Source organism: Pseudomonas sp. KBS0710, assembly GCF_005938045.2.
Taxonomy (GTDB): Bacteria; Pseudomonadota; Gammaproteobacteria; order Pseudomonadales; family Pseudomonadaceae; genus Aquipseudomonas.
The window spans coordinates 3,076,313-3,095,433 of sequence record NZ_VCCF02000001.1; the positions used below are offsets into that span (position 1 = coordinate 3,076,313).

15 protein-coding genes and 1 pseudogene are annotated in these 19,121 nt (G+C 61.0%); 6 read left to right on the forward strand and 10 right to left on the reverse strand.

Annotated elements, in window-relative coordinates; translation table 11 throughout:
- Positions 1 to 124: 124 nt before the first annotated feature.
- Genes FFI16_RS13925 through FFI16_RS13935 form a run of 3 tightly spaced genes read right to left on the reverse strand, consistent with a single transcriptional unit; the run spans position 125 to position 2,384 of the window.
- The gene (locus FFI16_RS13925) at positions 125 to 535 is read right to left on the reverse strand and encodes an SRPBCC family protein (RefSeq protein ID WP_138815807.1); all 411 of its coding nucleotides are present in this window, start codon (positions 533 to 535) and stop codon (positions 125 to 127) included.
- Positions 536 to 564: 29 nt separating this feature from the next.
- Positions 565 to 1,362 (reverse strand): SDR family NAD(P)-dependent oxidoreductase, encoded by a 798-nt coding sequence (locus FFI16_RS13930; protein ID WP_138815806.1) that lies wholly within the window; start codon positions 1,360 to 1,362, stop codon positions 565 to 567.
- 17 nt (positions 1,363 to 1,379) lie between these two features.
- Positions 1,380 to 2,384 (reverse strand): aldo/keto reductase, encoded by a 1,005-nt coding sequence (locus FFI16_RS13935; RefSeq protein WP_138815805.1) that lies wholly within the window; start codon positions 2,382 to 2,384, stop codon positions 1,380 to 1,382.
- 113 nt (positions 2,385 to 2,497) lie between these two features.
- Here FFI16_RS13935 and FFI16_RS13940 point away from each other — a divergent pair, with 113 nt between their 5' ends.
- Positions 2,498 to 3,388, forward strand: coding sequence for a LysR substrate-binding domain-containing protein (locus FFI16_RS13940; protein WP_138815804.1), 891 nt, complete (start codon positions 2,498 to 2,500; stop codon positions 3,386 to 3,388).
- Between the two features lie 116 nt (positions 3,389 to 3,504).
- Here the strand turns inward: FFI16_RS13940 and FFI16_RS13945 are convergent, their stop codons facing one another.
- The 3 genes and pseudogenes from FFI16_RS13945 to FFI16_RS13955 form a co-directional block, all read right to left on the reverse strand.
- The gene (locus FFI16_RS13945; protein ID WP_138815803.1) at positions 3,505 to 4,797 is read right to left on the reverse strand and encodes an FAD-binding oxidoreductase; all 1,293 of its coding nucleotides are present in this window, start codon (positions 4,795 to 4,797) and stop codon (positions 3,505 to 3,507) included.
- A complete protein-coding gene (locus FFI16_RS13950; RefSeq protein ID WP_138815802.1) occupies positions 4,794 to 5,882 on the reverse strand; it encodes a polyamine ABC transporter substrate-binding protein in 1,089 nt (362 codons plus the stop codon). The genes FFI16_RS13945 and FFI16_RS13950 overlap by 4 nt, the downstream gene beginning before the upstream one ends.
- Positions 5,883 to 5,905: 23 nt before the next feature.
- Positions 5,906 to 7,264 (reverse strand): annotated as a pseudogene (locus FFI16_RS13955) (glutamine synthetase family protein).
- A 139-nt stretch (positions 7,265 to 7,403) separates the two neighbouring features.
- Between FFI16_RS13955 and FFI16_RS13960 the strand changes: the two are divergent.
- Positions 7,404 to 8,300 (forward strand): helix-turn-helix domain-containing protein, encoded by an 897-nt coding sequence (locus FFI16_RS13960; protein ID WP_138815801.1) that lies wholly within the window; start codon positions 7,404 to 7,406, stop codon positions 8,298 to 8,300.
- 638 nt (positions 8,301 to 8,938) lie between these two features.
- Complete coding sequence (locus tag FFI16_RS13970; protein WP_138815799.1) at positions 8,939 to 11,089, forward strand: TonB-dependent siderophore receptor; 2,151 nt, start codon at positions 8,939 to 8,941, stop codon at positions 11,087 to 11,089.
- Here FFI16_RS13970 and FFI16_RS13975 read toward each other — a convergent pair.
- Positions 11,079 to 12,209, reverse strand: a complete 1,131-nt coding sequence (locus FFI16_RS13975; RefSeq protein WP_138815798.1) for an MFS transporter — start codon at positions 12,207 to 12,209, stop codon at positions 11,079 to 11,081. The genes FFI16_RS13970 and FFI16_RS13975 overlap by 11 nt on opposite strands.
- Before the next feature lie 98 nt (positions 12,210 to 12,307).
- Here FFI16_RS13975 and FFI16_RS13980 point away from each other — a divergent pair, with 98 nt between their 5' ends.
- On the forward strand, positions 12,308 to 13,078 hold the full coding sequence (locus FFI16_RS13980; protein ID WP_138815797.1) for a helix-turn-helix transcriptional regulator: 771 nt from the start codon (positions 12,308 to 12,310) through the stop codon (positions 13,076 to 13,078).
- 19 nt (positions 13,079 to 13,097) lie between these two features.
- Here FFI16_RS13980 and FFI16_RS13985 read toward each other — a convergent pair whose 3' ends face one another.
- Positions 13,098 to 13,568 (reverse strand): Lrp/AsnC family transcriptional regulator, encoded by a 471-nt coding sequence (locus FFI16_RS13985; protein WP_017136655.1) that lies wholly within the window; start codon positions 13,566 to 13,568, stop codon positions 13,098 to 13,100.
- A gap of 123 nt (positions 13,569 to 13,691) precedes the next feature.
- Between FFI16_RS13985 and FFI16_RS13990 the strand changes: the two genes are divergently transcribed.
- Complete coding sequence (locus FFI16_RS13990; protein WP_138815796.1) at positions 13,692 to 14,936, forward strand: methionine gamma-lyase; 1,245 nt, start codon at positions 13,692 to 13,694, stop codon at positions 14,934 to 14,936.
- Positions 14,937 to 15,169: 233 nt separating this feature from the next.
- Complete coding sequence (locus FFI16_RS13995) at positions 15,170 to 15,847, forward strand: LuxR C-terminal-related transcriptional regulator (protein WP_178112678.1); 678 nt, start codon at positions 15,170 to 15,172, stop codon at positions 15,845 to 15,847.
- Between the two features lie 124 nt (positions 15,848 to 15,971).
- Here FFI16_RS13995 and FFI16_RS14000 read toward each other — a convergent pair whose 3' ends face one another.
- Together FFI16_RS14000 and macA are read right to left on the reverse strand one after the other, a co-directional pair.
- Positions 15,972 to 17,930 carry a MacB family efflux pump subunit gene (locus tag FFI16_RS14000; RefSeq protein WP_138815794.1) on the reverse strand — a complete coding sequence of 653 codons (1,959 nt, stop codon included), beginning with the start codon at positions 17,928 to 17,930 and terminating at the stop codon, positions 15,972 to 15,974.
- A gap of 3 nt (positions 17,931 to 17,933) precedes the next feature.
- The gene (macA, locus tag FFI16_RS14005; protein ID WP_138815793.1) at positions 17,934 to 19,085 is read right to left on the reverse strand and encodes a macrolide transporter subunit MacA; all 1,152 of its coding nucleotides are present in this window, start codon (positions 19,083 to 19,085) and stop codon (positions 17,934 to 17,936) included.
- Positions 19,086 to 19,121 lie beyond the last annotated feature (36 nt).

Consider the following 19,121-nt stretch of genomic DNA (forward strand, 5'->3'; position numbering starts at 1 on the left):
CAGGCGCTACAAAACCGTGTGGGAGCTGGCTTGCCTGCGATGACGATGTACCCGGCAACTTATCATTGCCTGACACTCCGCTATCGCAGGCAAGCCAGCTCCCACACTGGAACGGCCTTGCCTGTTAGAAGTTGGCGCGCAGCGCCTCGAGGCCGCCGCTGTACACACCGGTGAACAACTCTTCCACCGCCGCATCCGTGGTCCCGGCTGCCGGGGTGAACACGCCCGACCAGGTCACTTTCGCCGAGCTGTCGGTGAGCGCCTCTACCTGCAAGGTCGCCAGGTAGGCACTTACCGGAAACGGCGATTGCTCGATGGTGTAGCTGTAGCTGCGCGCTACGTTATCAAAACGCTGCAAACGCTCGACCACCACACCGCCATCCGCGGTTTGCAGGTGGCGCACGCGCCCGCCATCACTCGGCTCGCTCTTGACGATAAACGGCAGCCAATCCGGCAGCGCGTTGAAGCCACCCACCAATTGCCAGACCTGATCGGCCGAAACCGGGATTTCAATCACAGAAGAAGCTGTCGCCACAATAAATACTCCAGGAAAAAAATAAGACTTCAGATCGCCATGCTGTCGACAACGCCACCGTCGACCCGCAATGCAGCGCCTGTGGTTGCAGAGGACAGCGGTGAAGCAATGTACGCCACCAGGTTCGCCACTTCATCCACATTCGCCGCACGCTGGATGATCGAGGTTGGCCGTGCGTTACGTACAAACACATCGGCCTCGTCCCGCGCACTGCGCCCGGACTTTTGCGTGGCGTCCTTGAGCATCTGCTCCAGGCCGTCGGTAAAGGTCGGCCCCGGCAGCACTGCGTTAACCGTCACGCCGGTGCCGGCCAGGCGCTTGGCCAGGCCATGGGAAACCGCCAGGTTGGCGCTTTTGGTCACGCCATAGTTGATCATGTCGGCCGGTGTGGCCACGCCGGACTCCGACGACAGGAAGATCACCCGCCCCCAGCCCTGCTCGACCATGCCGGGCGTGTAGTGCCGTGCCAGGCGCACGCCGGAGATCACATTGACCTCGTAGAAGCGCGTCCACTCGCTGTCGGGTGCGTCGAAGAAATCCACATCATTGAAGATGCCGAGGTTGTTGACCAGGATGTCGGCACGCGGTTCGGCGGCGAACAGTGTCTGGGCGCCTTCGGCGCTGCCTAGGTCGGCCACCAGCCCACGCAGATCAGCACCTGGCACCGCCTGGCGAATGCTCGCCAGCGCCTCGTCGACCTTGCCCGATTCGCGCCCGATCACCACTACAGTGGCGCCGCAGGCTGCCAGGGCCTGGCTGATACCGAGGCCGATACCGGCGGTGCTGCCGCTGACGATGGCCACTTTGCCGCTTACATCAATTTTCATTGGTGGTACTCCTGAAGTTAGAGCGGCAGAGGCGCGTGGGCCGAAATCAATCGGGCATCGCGCAGCGCCTGCCAGAAGGCTGCCGGAATCTTCTCTGACAACGCCGCAACGTCTTCGGCAATCCGCCCCGGACGACTGGCACCTGGAATCACCGCCGCCACGGCCGGGTGAGCCAGCGAAAATTGCAGGGCGGCGGCTTTTACGCTGACGCCGAACGACTGGGCAATCGCCTTGATCTGCTCGACCTTGTTGATGATCGCAGGGCTCGCTTTTTGATATTCGAAGTGCGCACCACCGGCCAGAATGCCGGAGCTGTAAGGCCCGCCGACGACAATCTCGACGTTCTGCTCCACGGCTGCGTCCATCAAACGCTGCAAGGCGCGCTCGTGGTCCAGCAACGTGTAGCGGCCAGCCAGCAGGAAGCCGTCGGGCTGGGCTTCGCTGAGGTCAAGGGTCAACTCACAGGGTTCCACGCGGTTGACGCCCAGGCCCCAGGCCTTGATCACGCCTTCTTCACGCAGGCGAGTGAGTACTTTGAAGGCGCCGGTGCGCGCCTGGTTGAAGTAGTCCAGCCATTGATCGCCATAGAAATCCTGGGCGATGTCGTGAATCCATACGATGTCCAGGCGGTCGGTTTGCAGGCGCTCGAGGCTGTCTTCGATGGAGCGCAAGGTGGCGTCGGCGCTGTAGTCGTTGAGCATCTTGTTGGGGCGGCCGTGTTCGAACACGCCGCTTTTTTCGCCGAGGTCGCGGGCGCTTTCTTCGACTTCATCGAGAATCACCCGGCCGACTTTGGTGCTGAGCACGAAGTCATCGCGGTTGTACTGCGACAGGGCCTTGCCCAGGCGGATTTCCGACAGGCCCGAGCCGTAGAAGGGGGCGGTGTCGAAGTAACGCACGCCTTGGTTCCAGGCAGCCTCGACTGTGGCCTGGGCTTCGTCTTCGGGAATCGCGCGGAACATGTTGCCCAGCGGTGCAGTGCCAAAGCCTAGCTGGCCGGGCAATTTATCTTTCAAGCTCATGGTGGATCCTCAATGGGGTGGTGGGTCGCTGTGACCGTTGAGCCGATCCTAGATTGCCAAGATCGGACCGTCCAAGACATACTGCGACCAACTTGAGTCCTCATAGGTCTAACATGATTGATCTTCGCCAACTGCGCTACTTCGAAGTGGTCGCTGAAGAAGAACACGTCGGCCGTGCCGCCGAGCGCCTGCATATTTCGCAATCGCCGCTGAGCCGACAGATCGCCCAACTGGAGGAGCGCCTGGGCCTGACCCTGTTCGAACGCAGCCAGCAACGCATCCGCCTGACCCGCGATGGCCAGACATTCCTGGCGGAAACCAAGGCGCTGTTGACCCACGCCAATCGCTTGGAATCCTTGGGCAAGCGCCTGGGACGCGGCGAAGAAGGCGGCTTGTGCATCGGCTACATCGAGAACGCCATGCATGCGGGCGTGCTGCCCAATGCATTGCGCGTATTGCGCGATGACCGGCCTACCGTGCATATCAAGCTGTACAACTTACCGTCGCTGGAACAGCTCGAAGGCTTGCGGCAACGCAGTCTCGACATTGCCCTGGTCAGCGAGCCACCGGCCACCGATGACCCGGACCTGACGGCGCTGCAGGTGCTGGACGACCCGATGCTGCTGGCACTGCCGGAGCACCATGCACTGGCGCGCCAAAGCGAGTTGTTACCCGAGCATCTGGCGGATCAGGAGTGGATCGGCGTGCAACGCAAGCCTGGCGCCAACCCGGCCGATGACTTCGTGGCTGCGTGCATTCGCGCAGGCTTCACGCCGCAGATCCCTATGGAAGCCAGTGAGCCGTTTACGGCCCTGGGGTTGGTGGCCTCGGGGTTGGGTGTGGCGATGGTGCAAAAGGGGCTGAGCCGCAATGCGCCGCCTGGGGTGGTGTTGCGTGAACTGCCATGGCTGACCTACACCACACCACTATGGGCGGCGTGGCATCGGGTCAATTTGCGGCCGTTGGTGGAAACGTTCAGGAAGGTGCTGACGGAAAGCCTGTAAGGGCCGGGGCAGCGGAGGACCACATCGCCCCGGCCATACTCGATCCAATGTCAGCCACTCACGCCCTTACCTCAATCTTTTCCTCTCAGGCTCATCCGGTTAAACGCGGCTGCCAGTCAGAGCATTTCCCGCAACCGATACCACAACATACCCAACGCCAGCAGCGGCGAGCGCAAGGCTTTACCACCGGGGAAGGTCATGTGCGGCACTTGGCTGAAGATATCCAGGCCATGGCTGGCGCCGGCGTGAATGCCTTCGGCCAGCAGGCGCGCGCACCAGTGGGTCACGTTCAGGCCATGCCCGGAATAGCCTTGGGCGTAGAACACATTCGGGTACTGCTTGAGGCGCCCGACCTGGGGAAAGCGGTTGGCGGTGATGCCGATCTTGCCGCCCCACTGGAATTCGATGGCAGTGCCTGCCAACTGCGGGAACACCTTGAGCAGCTTGGGCTGCATATACGCGGCGATATCCGCAGGGTCACGCCCCGAGTAATGGCAGGCGCCACCGAACAGCAGGCGCCGATCAGCCGAGAGCCGGTAGTAATCGAGCCCGACTTTCTGGTCGCACAGGGCGAGGTTTTGCGGGATCAACTGCTGGGCCAATTCGGCCGACAGCGGCTCGGTGGCGATGATGTAACTGCCCGCCGGCAGCACCTTGCCGCTCAAGCGCGGTTCCAGTTCCTCCAAATGCGCGTTACAGGCCAGTACCAGATTAGCCGCGCGCACCGTGCCGCCAGCGCAACGCACCTGCACCGTATCGCCGTGTACAAGCTCCAGCACCTGGGTCTGTTCGAAAATCTTCACCCCCAGCGACTCGGCCACCTGTGCCTCGCCCAGCACCAGGTTCAGCGGGTGCAAGTGCCCGGAGCCCATGTCCACCAGGCCGCCAGCGTAGACGCTGGAGCCCACCACTTGCGCCATGTCTTGCGGGCCGACCAGGCGGGTTTCAGGGGCATACCCCAGCGCCGCCAGGCCCGCCTGCTCGCCCTTGAACGCGGCAAACTGCGCCGGGGTGTTGGCCAGTTCGCAAAAGCCCCAACGCAAATCGCAGTCAATGCTGTGCCGGGCGATACGCTCGCCCACCAGCGCCACCGAGTCGATCCCGGCGCGCTGCAGGTAACGCACGCCCTCCTCGCCCACATACTTGGCGAAGCCCGACACGTCATGGCCGATACCACGAATCAATTGCCCGCCATTGCGCCCACTGGCGCCCCAACCGATGCGCCGGGCTTCCAGCAGGATCACCGAGAGCCCACGCTGGGCAAGTTCGATGGCGGTGTTGACGCCGGTGAACCCGCCGCCGATCACGCACACATCAGCGGTAAGGTCGGCGCCCAGTGGCGGGCGCTCCGGCATGGCGTTGGCCGAAGCCCGGTAGTAGGACCGGGCATGGTCATTGGACTGGATCATTTGTTGGTCTTCACTTTGCTCCAGGCGCGGGTCATCAGGCGCATGGTCGCCGGGGTCGGCGTGGTGGAAATATACAGTTTGTCGAGCACTTCCTGGGACGGGTACACCTCAGGATTATTCACCAGTTCCGGCGCCATAAAGGGCTTGGCCGCCGGGTTGGCGTTGGCATAACCGACCGAGGCACTGACCTTGGCGATCACCTCTGGGTCGAGCAAATAATTGATAAAGGCGTGGGCCTCTTTCGGGTTGCCGGCGTCGGCAGGAATCGCCAGCAGGTCGAACCACAGGTTGGAGCCTTCCTTGGGAATCGAGTAGGCGATATTCACGCCGTTCTTGGCTTCCTTGGCGCGGTTGGCGGCTTGAAACACGTCGCCTGAATAGCCGAAGGCCACGCAGATATCGCCGTTGGCCAGGTCCGAGATGTACTTGGAAGAATGGAAGTAGGTGATGTACGGGCGCAACGTCAGCAGCTTGGCTTCGGCCTGTTTGTAATCCTCGGGGTTTTCACTGCGCGGGTCTTTGCCCATGTAGTTGAGGATCGCCGGAAACAGCTCATCGGCTGAATCCAGGAAGGCGACGCCGCACTCGTGCAGCTTCTTGATGTTCTCGGGCTCGAACAGCACCGCCCATGAGTCGATGTGGTCGATGCCCAGCACCTGCTTGACCTTGTCGACGTTGTAGCCGATGCCATTGGTGCCCCACAGGTACGGCACCGAGTGCGCGTTGCCCGGGTCGTTTTTCTCCAGCAGCTTGAGCAATTTGGGGTCGAGGTTCTTGAAGTTGGGCAGCTGCGAACGGTCGAGTTTCAAGAACGCCCCGGCTTTTACCTGGCGCGCCAGGAAGTGGTTGGACGGCACCACCACGTCATAGCCGGTGCGCCCGGCGAGCAACTTGCCTTCCAGGGTTTCGTTGGAGTCGAACACGTCATAGATCACTTTGATCCCGGTCTTGGCCTGGAAATCGGCCAAGGTGGTCTCGCCGATATAGTCGGTCCAGTTATAGACGCTGACCGTCTGGGCGGCCTGGCCGGTGCTGCTGAACGCCGCGACGAGAGCCAGCGGGAGAAGCTTTTTCACAAGACGCATATCGACACCCCTTTATTGGTTTGTTAGACGCTCAACAGCAGGAACTCACGTTCCCAGGAACTGATCACCCGCTTGAAGTTCTCGTGTTCGGCACGCTTGACCGCCACATAGCCACGCACGAACTTATCGCCCAGGTACTGCTTGACCGTGTCGCAGTCCTCCATGCGCGCCAGCGCATCTTCGAGGGTGAACGGCAGGCGCAGGTTGCGGCGTTCATAGGCGCGGCCTTCCACCGGTGCGCTCGGGTCAATCTGCTCGATCATGCCCAGGTAGCCGCACAGCAGGCTCGCGGCAATCGCCAGGTAGGGGTTGGCATCCGCGCCCGGCAGGCGGTTTTCCACGCGCATCGCGTCGGGGCTGGAGGTCGGCACACGCAGGCCGACGGTGCGGTTTTCTTCGCCCCACTCCACGTTGACCGGCGCCGAGGTGTCCGGCAAAAAGCGGCGGAACGAGTTCACGTTGGGCGCGAACATCGGCAGCAGCTTGGGGATGTACTTTTGCAGGCCGCCGATGTGATGCAAGAACAGCTGGCTCATCTTGCCGTCGGCGTCGACGAACACCGGCTTGCCCGTGGCGATATCCACCACGCTCTGATGCAGGTGCATGGCGCTGCCCGGCTCGTCGGCCACTGGCTTGGCCATAAAGGTCGCGGCCACGTTGTGCTTGAGTGCGGCTTCACGCAGGGTGCGTTTGAACACGGTGATCTGGTCGGCGAGGTCGAGGGCATCGCCATGGCGGAAGTTGATTTACATCTGCGCCGGGCCGTCTTCGTGGATCAGCGTGTCGAGGTCCAGGCCCTGCAGTTCGCACCAGTCATAGACGTCTTCGAACAGCGGGTCGAATTCGTTGGCGGCGTCGATGGAAAACGACTGGCGCCCGGTTTCGGCCCGGCCAGAGCGGCCCACCGGGGTTTTCAACGGCAGGTCCGGGTCTTCGCAGCGCTGGGTCAGGTAGAACTCCATTTCTGGCGCAACAATCGGCTGCCAGCCTTTGTCGGTGTACAGCTGCAGGACTTTTTTCAGCACATTGCGCGGCGACAGTTCGATGGGGTTGCCCTGCTTGTCGAAAGTGTCGTGGATCACAATCGCGGTGGGCTCGATGGCCCATGGCACCACGTAAGTGGCGTTGGACACCGGGCGGCAGATCATGTCGATGTCGGCTGGGTCGAGCAGGTCGTAGTAGATATCGTCGTCGACAAAGTCCCCGGTCACCGTTTGCAGCAACACACTTTCCGGCAGGCGCATGCCTCGCTCATGCAGGAACTTGTTGGTGGGCGCAATCTTGCCGCGTGCGATGCCAGTCAAATCACTGATCACGCATTCGACTTCGGTAATCTTGTGTTCTTTCAGCCAGGCGGACAGCTGATCGAAGGGGGCGTTCATAAGGACCTCGTCATGGGTTGGTTGCACGCGTCGACTTGTACTCCCGGCGCATTGAGGTCTATCTTGGGCCAGCCTTCAAACGGCATCTATCCACTTTGCACGAACCACAACGCACCAATAGAGTGCGCCCAGGTTACCCATGACACAGGCAACAGCTTTGCGCGTACAGGCCTTCACCACCGGTGATGTGGCCGCTCAATGCAGTGCGACACCCGGTTGGGTGCAGCAGTACCAACAAATGTCCCCGGGCCATTTTGCCGGGCAGATCCGCTACCTCGACCTGCACGGCGTAGAGGTCTACGAAGAGTGCATGAACACGCGCGTGGAGCAGCATTTCAACGCGCCTCCCGGCTCGCTGGCATTCTGTTTCGACGGCAGCGACAACGCGCTGTACATGCTCAATGGCGAAAGCCGCAACACCTGGATCACCCCGGAAAACTACCGCGAAGTGGCGGTGGTATTCGGCCCACAGTTCGTGCAGCGCCATGGCCTGGATGTGGCGAAACTCGAGGGGTTGTTCATGGCACCGCTGACGTGCCAGCAGAACGCGCTGTTCACCCGCTGGCTCAGTGGCACGCTGACGCGGCTGTCCGCGCTGACTGACCCTATCAGCCGCGATGCCCTCACCCAGCAACTGCTGGATGACTGCCTGTTTATTCTCGACAACGCCTGTGTGTGCCTGGACCGCAGCTCGTTGCAGCGACGCAGCGCCGAGCGCCTGTTGATGGCGCGCATCGGTGAATGGGCGGAGGATGCGCCGGATGAAACCGTCAACCTGCTGGAACTGGCGCAGATTGCCGGTGTGCCGTTGCGTCAGTTGCAGCAAGGGTTCAAGACTTACACCGGGATGAGCCCGGCGCAGTGGTTGCGCCTGCGACGGTTGAACGGGGCGCGGCGGGAGCTGCTGAGTTCAACTGGGGCCACGGTGGCTGAGGTGGCGATGAATTGGTCGTTCTGGCATTTGGGGCGGTTTTCACATAGTTATCGGGCGTTGTTTCGGGAATTGCCCAGTGAGACGCTCAGGCGCTTGGGCTGAGGTGTGTTTTTGGGGTTGGCTGTGTACATATCCGTTATTTGGGTGATGGCAAAAAAAGTCCTCGCCCCAACACTCGGTGCCTCGCTATGGCTCGGCATGCCCGCAATCCGCCAGTGATTTGGGGGGGCGATTTCAGATCAAGGTCACGATCAAAAGCGCAGATCAAAAGACCGCTGACTTCGCCAGCGAAAAGGATGTAAGGGCCGTAGCAACAGCAACAGCAGAGCCAAACTCGGTCAAAGGTGGGAGCGGGCTTGCTCGCGAAAGCGGTGTATCAGTCAATTCATCTGTCACTGACACACCGCTTTCGCGAGCAAGCCCGCTCCCACATTTTGACCGCGTTGCATCAGGTAAATAGGCTATTGCTTTGCACTTGATCTGGCTTTTGCTTCAACCACTCAGGTCGGCTTTCAGGCCGCCTTGCTGTAGATCTTGGTCTGAGGCGCCCCGTCAACCACGCTGGCCGAACGCAGGCTTGAATCCGTGGGTGACCCGCCGTCAGGGCGGAACCCTAAGCGGCCGTTACCGCAGCAACGGATATGTACACAACACAACAGAACCATTCTCAATAACTTGTAAATCCCAGCACATCCCCCTAGCTTATGCGCCCCCGCCCTGCGCTTTAAGGCCCTACCCCCATGGTTGTGCGTTCTCGTCCCGTCGTTACCTCACGTCTCGCCCTCGGCCTGCTACTCAGCGGCAGCCTCGGTAACAGCATGGCCGCTGAAATCGAACTACCGGCGGTAAAAGTCCAGGGCCAGGAAGACTCCGGCTATCGCTCCAACAGCGCCTCAGTCGGCGGCTTCAGCGAAGCACCACTGCTCGACACCCCCGCGTCGATCACCGTGATCAACGCCGAACTGATCAAAGACCAACAAGCCCGCCTGCTCAGCGAAGTACTGCGCAACGACGCCTCGGTAGGCGACAGCTACGCCCCCATCGGCTACTACGAAAACTTCGTGATCCGCGGTTTCTCGCTGAACGCCGCGAGCAGCTACAAAATCAACGGCCGCACCATCACTGGCGAGCAAAACGTCGCCCTGGAAAACAAGCAGCAGGTTGAGGTGCTCAAAGGCCTGGCCGGCTTGCAAAGCGGGATCTCCGAACCCAGTGGGGTGATCAACTACGTGACCAAACGCCCGGAAGATGTGCGCTCAGTCACCGTCACCACCGACGACCGAGGCAGCGGTTATATAGCCACCGACGTTGGCGGCTGGTTCGGCAGCGAACAACAGTTCGGCCTGCGCGCCAACGTCGCCCACGAAGACCTCAACTCGTATGTCGAGCACGCCAACGGCCAGCGCGATTTTGTGTCCCTGGCCTTCGACTGGAACATCAGCCCCGACGCGGTGCTGCAACTGGACGCGGAATACCAGAACAAACAACAGCGCTCAGTCCCCGGCTACCAACTGCTGGGCGGCACCGAAGTCCCCCATGACGCATCGCCGAAAAAATTGCTGGGGCACCAGAGTGGCTCCCATCAGGTGGGCATTGACTCGCTGAACCTCAACGGCAAGTTTGAATACCGCTTCAGCGATCAATGGAAAGGCAGCCTGAGCGCAGCCCATAGCAAAGTGGTGATTGATGATTACAGCTCGTTTGCCTGGGGCTGCTACTACGTAGGCACCTGCAACGCCAACACCTTCAGCCCGCAAGGCGACTACGACGTCTACGACTACCGCAGCCCCGACGACACCCGCCGTGATGATGAAGTACAGGCGGCAATGACAGGCCTCTTCGACACCGGCAGCCTGGCCCATGAACTGACTTTCGGCACCAGCGCGTTTCGCCGGGTGATCGACAAGCGCAAGTCCGTCAACGAATACATCGGCAGCGGCAATATCAACCAGGACGCACCGACCTTCGAGCCTACCGACAAGCCGCTGAACCCCAGCCATCGCAACCTCGACAGCCGCCAATATGGCCTGTTCGTCACCGACCGCATCCGCTTCAACGAACAATGGCAAACCATCATTGGCGGGCGCGAAGTGCGTCTGGATGAAAAAGCCTACGATGACCAAGGCAACCAGGCGCGCCACACCCAGCAATACGTGTTCCTGCCCCAGGCATCATTGATCTATAAGCCGATTGAAAACATCTCGTTGTACACCAGCTACAGCAAGGGTTTGTCCTTGGGCGGCACGGCACCGTGGTTTGCGCAGAACGAAAGCGAAACCCTGGCCCCAACCGTGTCCCGGCAAATCGAAGCCGGCGTGAAATACGACTGGCGCCGCATCAGTTTCACCGCCGCCGTATTCCAGACCCGCCAGGCCTACCAATACACCAAGCCCGATGGCACCGGTTTATTCACCTACGTCCAACAAGGTGAACAAAAAAATACCGGCCTGGAACTCTCCGCCAACGGCTGGGCCACCGACCGCTTGCAGATCGCCACCAGCGTCGCGGCGATTCGCGCCCGGGTGAACAACAGCGGCACGCCGGACTACGAAGGCCACCAGGTCATCAACGTACCCAAACTGCGCGCCAGCCTGTATGCCGATTACGCCCTGCCGTGGATGAATGGGCTGGCTGTATTGGGCGGCGTGCAATACAGCGCCAGGAAGTACGCTGACCGAACCGGCAATGTGCAGGTGGGCGACTATGCCGTGGTAAATGTCGGCAGCCGCTACACCACCAAAATCGACGGCTATGAGACCGTATTCCGCCTCAGCGTCGACAACCTGTTCGACAAACGCTACTGGCGCGATGCAGGCGAATACCTGGGCGACGATTACCTGTTCCAGGGCGCGCCCTTGACCGCGCGCCTGAGTGCGTCGGTCAACTTCTGAGCCCGCGCGGCGCTGCCAGCCACAGCGCCGCCAAACCACAGACCAACAGGCTCCAACCCAGGTCCTGGGCCCAGGCGGCCAGGGTCAGCCCGGCGCCGATCACCAGGTAATACAGCAAGCCAAACAGCGCGGCCGCAGTGCCCAGTCGATCGTGATAAGCCACCAGCGCAGCCCCCAGCACATTGGGAATGGCCATGCCGAACGCCAGCACCACCAGCAGCATCGGCCAGACAAATAGCCAGCTGTGTTGCAACAGCACTACCAGCAAGCCTCCCAACACTGCCAAACCGGCGGCGATCAGCACTAATTGCTCACCGTTTACCCCACGCTTGAGCAGCCGCTTGTTCAGCCACGCACCAAAGCCCGAGCCCAGCGCCAGCAACACGCCGCTGTAGCCGAAGTCGGCGGCAGACAAACCCAGCCGCGAAAAGATGAATGGCCCTACGCTGTAATAGCTGAACAGCGCGATATTGAACGCTGCCACCAAACCCACCGAACGCCAAATCCCGGCATCCCTGAGCATCAACCGCAACGTCTCGCCCAACGCGGCCGTCGGCATCGAGGCCGAACGCGTCTCCGGCAACGCCCATAAGCACACTGCCCACAACGCCAGCGAGAGCAGCAACAAGCCACTGAGCACACCGCGATAACCGAAGGACTGCACCAGGCTGGCGCCTGTGAACAAACCCACGGCCGGGCTGGCGGCCAGGGCGATACCCATCAGCGAAAATATCTGGGCCAATTGCGCGCCCTGGAAACGGTCACGCAGCACGGTCTGCGTCACCACCGAGCCGACGGCGGCGCCGAACGCCGCCAACGCCTGGGCCAGCAGCAAACCGTTGAAGCTGGTCATGCCCAAGGCCAACACCGACGCAACCCCGTACAGGGCCAATCCGGCCAGCATCACCGGCCGCCGCCCCCAACGATCACACAGCCGACCCCACACCACCACGCCAAAGGCGAACGCCAGGAAGTACACCGACAGGGTCTGCCCGGCCCGCTCAGGCCCCACCGCAAACGCCCGGCCGATATCTCCCAGCGCCGGGCTGTAAAGCGTTTGGGCCAGTTGCGGGAACATCAGCAACGCCACCGTCAGTGGTAAAAAAATTCTAACCTTCATCCCCAACTCCTTTGCTTGAAACAACGCAAGAAGTGTAAGGACTGTCGATTGGGCTATTATCCAGACTTTGACAGTTTATCCATCAAATCGGACAACCTATGGCCTGGCTTGCCGCCGACGCAACCTTCGACCCCGACCGCCTGGCAGCGCCGGTCATCGGCATCGCCGCCCTGCTCGGTGATCACGACTCCGGCCTGCACCGCCACCAGCGCGGGCAACTGCTGTTCACGCGCCAAGGCTGCACCCGTATCACGCTGGACAACCAACTGTGCCTGCTGCCGCCGTCGCGCGCCGCGTGGATCCCGTGTGGCGTGCCGCATCGCGCGGTGATGCACAAAACCGTGGACTACCGTTCGGTGTATCTGAGCCCGGCCCTGGCCGATCAATTGCCTCCACACGTTGGAGTGATCGAGGTCAGCCCATTGCTGCGCGCCGTGCTGGAACCCATAGCGATGGCACCCTTCGACACCGATTGGCAAGCTGGCCGATACGCGCATTTACTGGCGCTGTGCCTGGATGAAATACAGGCAGCCACCGCACAACCGATGCTGCTGCCCTTGCCCCGAGACAAACGGTTGGCGCCCTTGCTCGCCGATCTGCAAAGGTTACCGCCGACCCTGCAAGCCCTGGAAAAACAGATAGGCGCCAGCACCAAGACCATCGGCCGGATTTTCCTCCGGGAAACCGGCCTTGGTTATCAGCAATGGCGCCAGCAGTGGCGCTTGATGCGGGCAATCGAACTGCTGGCCATCGGGCGCAACCTGGGCTACTGCGCGTTCGAGCTGGGCTTTGCCAGTGACAGCGCGTTGATCGCCTTTTTCAAAAGCATGACCGGCAGCACGCCACGCGGGTATTTGCAGGTTGACTGAAGGCGAGCTTGAAGCAGCGTCAGCCCGGTAGCGGAATCACCCGCAAAGGCCGCACCGACTTATAGGAAAAGCTTGAGTAGATTTCTTTAACACAAGGCAACGTCTGCAACACCTCGCGCGCAAACTCGCCAAACGACTCCAGGTCTTTGGCCACCACCTCGAGCAAAAAATCATAGCGCCCCGACACGTTGTGGCAGGCAACAACCTCGGGAATCTCCAGCAGCCGCTGCTCGAACGCCCGCGCGATTTCCTGGGTGTGGCTTTCCATCATGATGCTGACAAACGCCGTCACACCGTACCCCAGTGCCTTGGGCGACAGGATCGCCTGGTAGCCGCTGATCACCCCGCTCTCCTCCAGGTTGCGCACCCGTCGCCAGCACGGCGAGGTGGTCAGGGCCACGCGGTCGGCGAGCTCGGCCACAGTCAGTCGGGCATTACCTTGCAGGGCGTTTAAAAGGGCTTTGTCGGTGCGGTCCAGACTCACGGGCATAACGTGCCTCTATTTATTGTTTTTATCGAAAATTCGCCCCGTAATCCGGGATTTCTCTGGCTTTTTTGCAACGTTCAACTGTGGTTATGAGCATAGCATTGTAGGAAATAAGGAGCGCCCGACATGAACAATAAACACAATACATTCGGCTTTTCTACCCGCGCCATCCACCACGGTTACGACCCCAAGGACCATCACGGCGCCCTCGTGCCGCCGATCTATTTGTCTGCCACCTTCGCGTTCCCCACGGCCGAATATGGCGCCGCCTGTTTTGCCGGGGAGGCCAGCGGCCACTTCTATACACGTATCTCAAACCCGACCCTGGCGCTGCTGGAGTCGCGTATGGCTACCCTGGAAAACGGCGAAGCCGCTGTGGCTTTCAGCTCGGGCATGGGCGCGATTGCCGCGACATTCTGGACATTGCTGCGCCCGGGCGATGAGGTGATTGTCAGCCAGACCCTGTATGGCTGTACCTTTGCCCTGCTGCACCATGGCCTTGCCGAGTTCGGCATCCGGGTGCGGCATGTCGACCTTACCGACGTGGCCGCCCTGCGCGCGGCATTGTCGCCCGCCACCCGCATGATCTATTGCGAAACCCCGGCCAACCCTAACCTGCGCCTGGTGGACATCGCCGCCGTGGCCGAACTGGTGCACCAGCAGCCCAATGTCATCGTGGTAGTCGACAACACCTACTGCACACCCTACCTGCAACGGCCGCTGGAACTGGGGGCCGACGTGGTGGTGCACTCGGCCACCAAGTACCTCAGCGGCCATGGCGATATCACCGCCGGTATCGCCGTGAGCAACCAGGCGCTGGCGCAACGTATTCGCCTGCAAGGCCTCAAGGACCTGACCGGCGCGGTGATGTCGCCACAGGACGCATCCTTGCTGATGCGCGGCCTCAAGACCCTGGCCCTGCGCATGGACCGCCATTGCAGCAACGCCCAGGCGGTGGCCGAAGCCTTGCAGGCACACCCTGCCGTGCAGTGGGTCACCTACCCCGGGCTGCGTTCTTTCCCACAATACGCATTGGCAGCGCGGCAGATGAAACAGTCCGGCGGCATGATCGCGTTTGAACTCAAGGGCGGCATCGACACCGGCCGGCGCTTCATGAATGCCCTCAACCTGTTCACCCGCGCCGTCAGCCTGGGGGACGCCGAGTCGCTCGCCCAGCACCCGGCGAGCATGACCCACTCCACCTACACCCCCGAAGAACGCGCACAGCACGGTATCAGCGAAGGCCTGGTGCGCTTGTCGGTCGGGCTTGAAGACATCGCCGACCTGTTGGCCGATATCCATCAGGCCCTGGCCAAATGTACCCGGGCGGCACCAAGCCGGGCGGCGGTGGAAGAACACGCCGTGAAATAAGGCCTACGGCTGAAATGCTCCTTTCCCACAGACGGTGGTCGGACGGGTCCGATCACCGTTGTGTGTTTTTAATCTGGTTTTTTTGCCGATTGGATCCCCATGCTTTTCCCAGGCTGTACTAGCATAGGTGCTCGGCGGGTGCATTATCACTGTAGGTTATTCACCTTTGTTACCTTGTTAAACCCCGTCGCTATAAGGATGAATACCCGCACTCGACATTCATGGACGAACTGATGAACTCACACCTCTTCCCTCATATAGGCAAGGTCATCGCCAGCACCGGCAGCCGCCATTTCCCGCGCATGTTGCATGACCTTATCCTGACTCAACTGGCAGTGGACGCCACCCATATCACCCAACTGCAGGTCAGTGCCGAAGGGCACACCCGCCGCCGAATCAGCCCGGTCTACACCGACTCCGTGGCGGCGCTGGGCGAAGAACAACCCGCCGCCCAATTGCACCTCACGCGCCGCAAGGATGATGTGCGTTATGTGCTGTCGGTGTATCGCTCGCATCAATCGGAAAGTTTTTCGCCGCAGGAACGCAGCATGCTGCAGGATTTTTCCACGCTGCTTCTGCCCATGGTCGAGAAGCACATCACTGCGATCCAGCCGTGCCGCCGGGGCGGATCACCTGTGGTGCCGGAAAATCAGGGCCTTGAAACTTTGCGTCGGCGTATTGAAGAGCGTCTGGTGCAGTCGGGGTTGACCTTGTCCAACCGTGAGCTGGAAGTGTGTGTGGGTTTGCTGGCCGGGCGTACTGCACCGGAGTTGGCGGAGCAGTTGGCGTTGAAGGTCAACACTATTGAAAGCTACCTCAAGCGGGCGGCGATCAAGCTCGGGATCAGTGGGCGGCATTCGTTGTTGCGGTGGATGTACGCGGCTGACGACGGGGTTGCGACGGCTCTCTAGATCACCGCTCAGTTTGGTGGTTTTTTGTCGGCGTACATATCCGTTATTTGGGTGATGGCGGAACCCTAAGCCGCCATCACCCAAATAACGGATACACACACCGACAAACCGCCACCAAAGCCAGTCAATCCCGCGCCAACGCCTCAATCGGATCCAACCGCGCCGCATTACGTGCCGGCACAAACCCAAACACAATCCCGATCAACGTCGAACACGCAAACGCCGTCACAATCGACCCCACGGAAAACACCATCTCCCATTCCTTCACAAACAGCGAAAACAGATAACCAATGGCGTAAGACAACGAAATCCCAATCACCCCGCCGATCAAACACACCATCACCGCCTCCACCAGAAACTGCTGGCGAATATCCGACTGCCGTGCCCCCACCGCCATGCGAATCCCAATCTCACGGGTGCGCTCAGTCACCGACACCAGCATGATATTCATCACCCCAATCCCGCCCACCAACAACGAAATCACCGCAATCAGCGACAACAGCAGCGCCAGGGAGCGGCTGGTTTTCTGTACCGTCTGCATGATGCTATCAAGGTTATTGGTGAAAAAATCCTTGGTCCCATGCCGCTGCAGCATCAGCTTGTTGACGTTGTCTTCCACCACCTTGCTCGGCTGCCCATCCTTGATACGCACGGTAATGCTGTCCAGATGGCGCTGCCCCAACAGCCGCCCCGCCGCCGTTTCATAAGGCACCCACACGTTCAACGCCTTGCTGGCAGCGAACATGTTTTTATTGTCGGCCGTGACCCCGATCACCGTACACGGCAGATTGCCGACCAGAATCACCTGCCCCAGCGGGTCCACATTCGGCCCGAACAGGCGATGCCGAGTATTGTGGTCAATCACCACCACCTGCGCCTGACGCCGCGCATCACTTTCGCTGAAGGCAATCCCGGCCTCGAGCTTGAGCCCCTTCACTTTGAAATACCGATCACTCACGCCATTCACCTGCGCATCCAGGTCGATATTGCCGAACCGCAGCAACAGGTTGCGGCCCACCACCGGCGTAGCGCTGTCGACGTAATACAGTTGGTTCAGCGCCTCCACATCCGACGGCATCAACGTCTCGATGGCCGACGCGCGGCTGTCGCCGAAACTGGTGCCGGAAAAGATATCGATGGTGTTGCTGCCAATCGCCTGGATGTCCTTGAGCACATACCGCTTGGCGCCCTCGCCGATCGCCGAGATCGACACCACCGAGGTAATGCCGATGACGATACCCAGCATGGTCAGCAAGGTGCGCATGCGATGGGAAATCAGCGCGACCCAGGCCATGTTGAAGGCTTCCTTGAACAGCCCCAGGCTCGCCACCAAACGCCGAGCGCCGCTGCGTTTGGGTTCGATAGGCGCCTCAGTGGGTAGGTCCAACCCCACACTGTCGTTAGCTTTGTCGCTGACAATCTCGCCATCGCACACCTCGACAATGCGCTGGGCGTTCGCCGCCACCTTGGGGTCGTGGGTGACGATGATCACCGTATGCCCGGCCGCGTGCAGCTCGGCGAGGATGCGCATCACCTCCTTGCCGCTGTGAGTGTCGAGGGCGCCGGTGGGCTCGTCGGCGAGGATCACTTCACCGCCGTTCATCAAGGCCCGGGCGATACTCACGCGCTGTTGCTGGCCACCGGAGAGCTGGCTCGGGCGGTGGGTGGTGTGCCCCGCCAGGCCCAGGCGCGTGAGCAGGTCGCGTGCGCGGCTGTGCCGTTGGCTCTCCGGCGTACCGGCGTAGATCGCCGGCATTTCCACGTTGTGCAAGGCGCTCAAGTGCGCGAGCAAATGGTAGCGCTGGAAGATAAACCCGAAGTAATCACGGCGCAGTTCCGCCAACTGTTCATCGCCCAGCGAGCGGGTCTCGATACCGTTGATCTTGTAGCTGCCGGCGGTGGCGTAATCCAGGCCGCCGAGGATATTCATCAGGGTGGATTTGCCCGAACCGGAGGCACCGATGATCGCGACCATTTCGCCGGCATGAATCGTCAGGTCGATGCCCTTGAGCGCAATGAACTCGCGCTCGCCGGCCATGAAACTGCGGGTAATGCCCTTGAGCTCCAACAAGGGTTGGGTCATGGTTCAGTTCCCCGCCACGGCTGGGGTAGCATCGCCGATCACCACTTTGTCGCCCTCGGCCAGGCCCTCCAGGATCTGCACCTTGACGTTGTTATTGATGCCGGTCTTCACATCCCGCGACAGCGCTTTGCCCTTGGCGTCCAGCACCCGCAACGGGTACGTGCCGTCGTTATTGCGCGCACCGAGCGCCGCCACCGGCACCATCAACGCCGCCTGGGCGGTGTCGAGCACAATACGCACTTGGGCGGTCATGGCGATGCGCAGGCGGTGGTCCGGGTTGGGCACGTCGAACAGTGCGTTGTAAAACACCGCAGTGTTCTGCTTGGGCGTGCCGGCAGTCTGGGTTTCGAGGAAGTTCTGCGGCGCCGGCTCCGTGCCACGCAACTTGGCGTAGTAGCGCTTGTCGGCTTCACCCAGGATGGTGAAATACACCTGCTGGCCGGGGCTGATATGAATCACATCGGCCTCCGACACCTGGGCCTTGACGGTCATGGTGTCCAGGTCGGCCAGCTTGAGCAGCACCGGCGCCAACTGGCTGGCGATCACGGTCTGGCCTTCCTGCGTGACGATGCCGACCACATCGCCGTCGATGGGCGCGACGATACGCGTATACGCCAGGTTGACCTTGGCGGTGTCGATCTGGATATGCGCGCTTTTGATCTGCGCATCCAGGGACAACAGGTTGGCCTGTTGCACCTGGAACGTGGACTCGGCATCTTCAAAATCCTGACGCGACACCGACTCGTCAACCTGCAAGCCCTTGTAGCGCTCATACACCGACTTGGCCTGCCTGAGCTGCGCCGCCGTGGCGCGGCGCTGGGCTTGCAGGTTTTCCTCATCCACCTGGGCCTTGCGCAAGGTGTTCTGCAGGATCAGCGGGTCAATTTCAGCCAGCCACTGGCCCTTCTTCACCTTGTCGCCGACCTTGACCTTGAGCGACTTCAATTGCCCCGACACCTGCGCGCCAACATCGACTTGCTTGATGCCCTCGAGCAAACCGGTGGCCAACACCGCATTCTCGATATCACCGCGTTCAGCCGTGGCAGTGAGGTACTGCGGCGCGTCGGCGGGTGCCTGCACCGTGTACACCACCAGGCCAATGGCAACAGCCAACACCGCGAGCATTCCAATTTTGCGAAACTTTGACTTTTCCATAAATGACCATAAAAAGATGAAGAGGGCCTACAACGA

Coding starts and splice junctions, on each gene's coding strand:
- FFI16_RS13930 (WP_138815806.1), bottom strand. CDS start 1,362: ATGAAAATTGATGTAAGCGGCAAAGTGGCCATCGTCAGCGGCAGCACC.
- FFI16_RS13935 (WP_138815805.1), bottom strand. CDS start 2,384: ATGAGCTTGAAAGATAAATTGCCCGGCCAGCTAGGCTTTGGCACTGCA.
- FFI16_RS13940 (WP_138815804.1), top strand. CDS start 2,498: ATGATTGATCTTCGCCAACTGCGCTACTTCGAAGTGGTCGCTGAAGAA.
- FFI16_RS13945 (WP_138815803.1), bottom strand. CDS start 4,797: ATGATCCAGTCCAATGACCATGCCCGGTCCTACTACCGGGCTTCGGCC.
- FFI16_RS13950 (WP_138815802.1), bottom strand. CDS start 5,882: ATGCGTCTTGTGAAAAAGCTTCTCCCGCTGGCTCTCGTCGCGGCGTTC.
- FFI16_RS13960 (WP_138815801.1), top strand. CDS start 7,404: ATGACACAGGCAACAGCTTTGCGCGTACAGGCCTTCACCACCGGTGAT.
- FFI16_RS13970 (WP_138815799.1), top strand. CDS start 8,939: ATGGTTGTGCGTTCTCGTCCCGTCGTTACCTCACGTCTCGCCCTCGGC.
- FFI16_RS13975 (WP_138815798.1), bottom strand. CDS start 12,209: ATGAAGGTTAGAATTTTTTTACCACTGACGGTGGCGTTGCTGATGTTC.
- FFI16_RS13980 (WP_138815797.1), top strand. CDS start 12,308: ATGGCCTGGCTTGCCGCCGACGCAACCTTCGACCCCGACCGCCTGGCA.
- FFI16_RS13985 (WP_017136655.1), bottom strand. CDS start 13,568: ATGCCCGTGAGTCTGGACCGCACCGACAAAGCCCTTTTAAACGCCCTG.
- FFI16_RS13990 (WP_138815796.1), top strand. CDS start 13,692: ATGAACAATAAACACAATACATTCGGCTTTTCTACCCGCGCCATCCAC.
- FFI16_RS13995 (WP_178112678.1), top strand. CDS start 15,170: ATGAACTCACACCTCTTCCCTCATATAGGCAAGGTCATCGCCAGCACC.
- FFI16_RS14000 (WP_138815794.1), bottom strand. CDS start 17,930: ATGACCCAACCCTTGTTGGAGCTCAAGGGCATTACCCGCAGTTTCATG.
- macA (WP_138815793.1), bottom strand. CDS start 19,085: ATGGAAAAGTCAAAGTTTCGCAAAATTGGAATGCTCGCGGTGTTGGCT.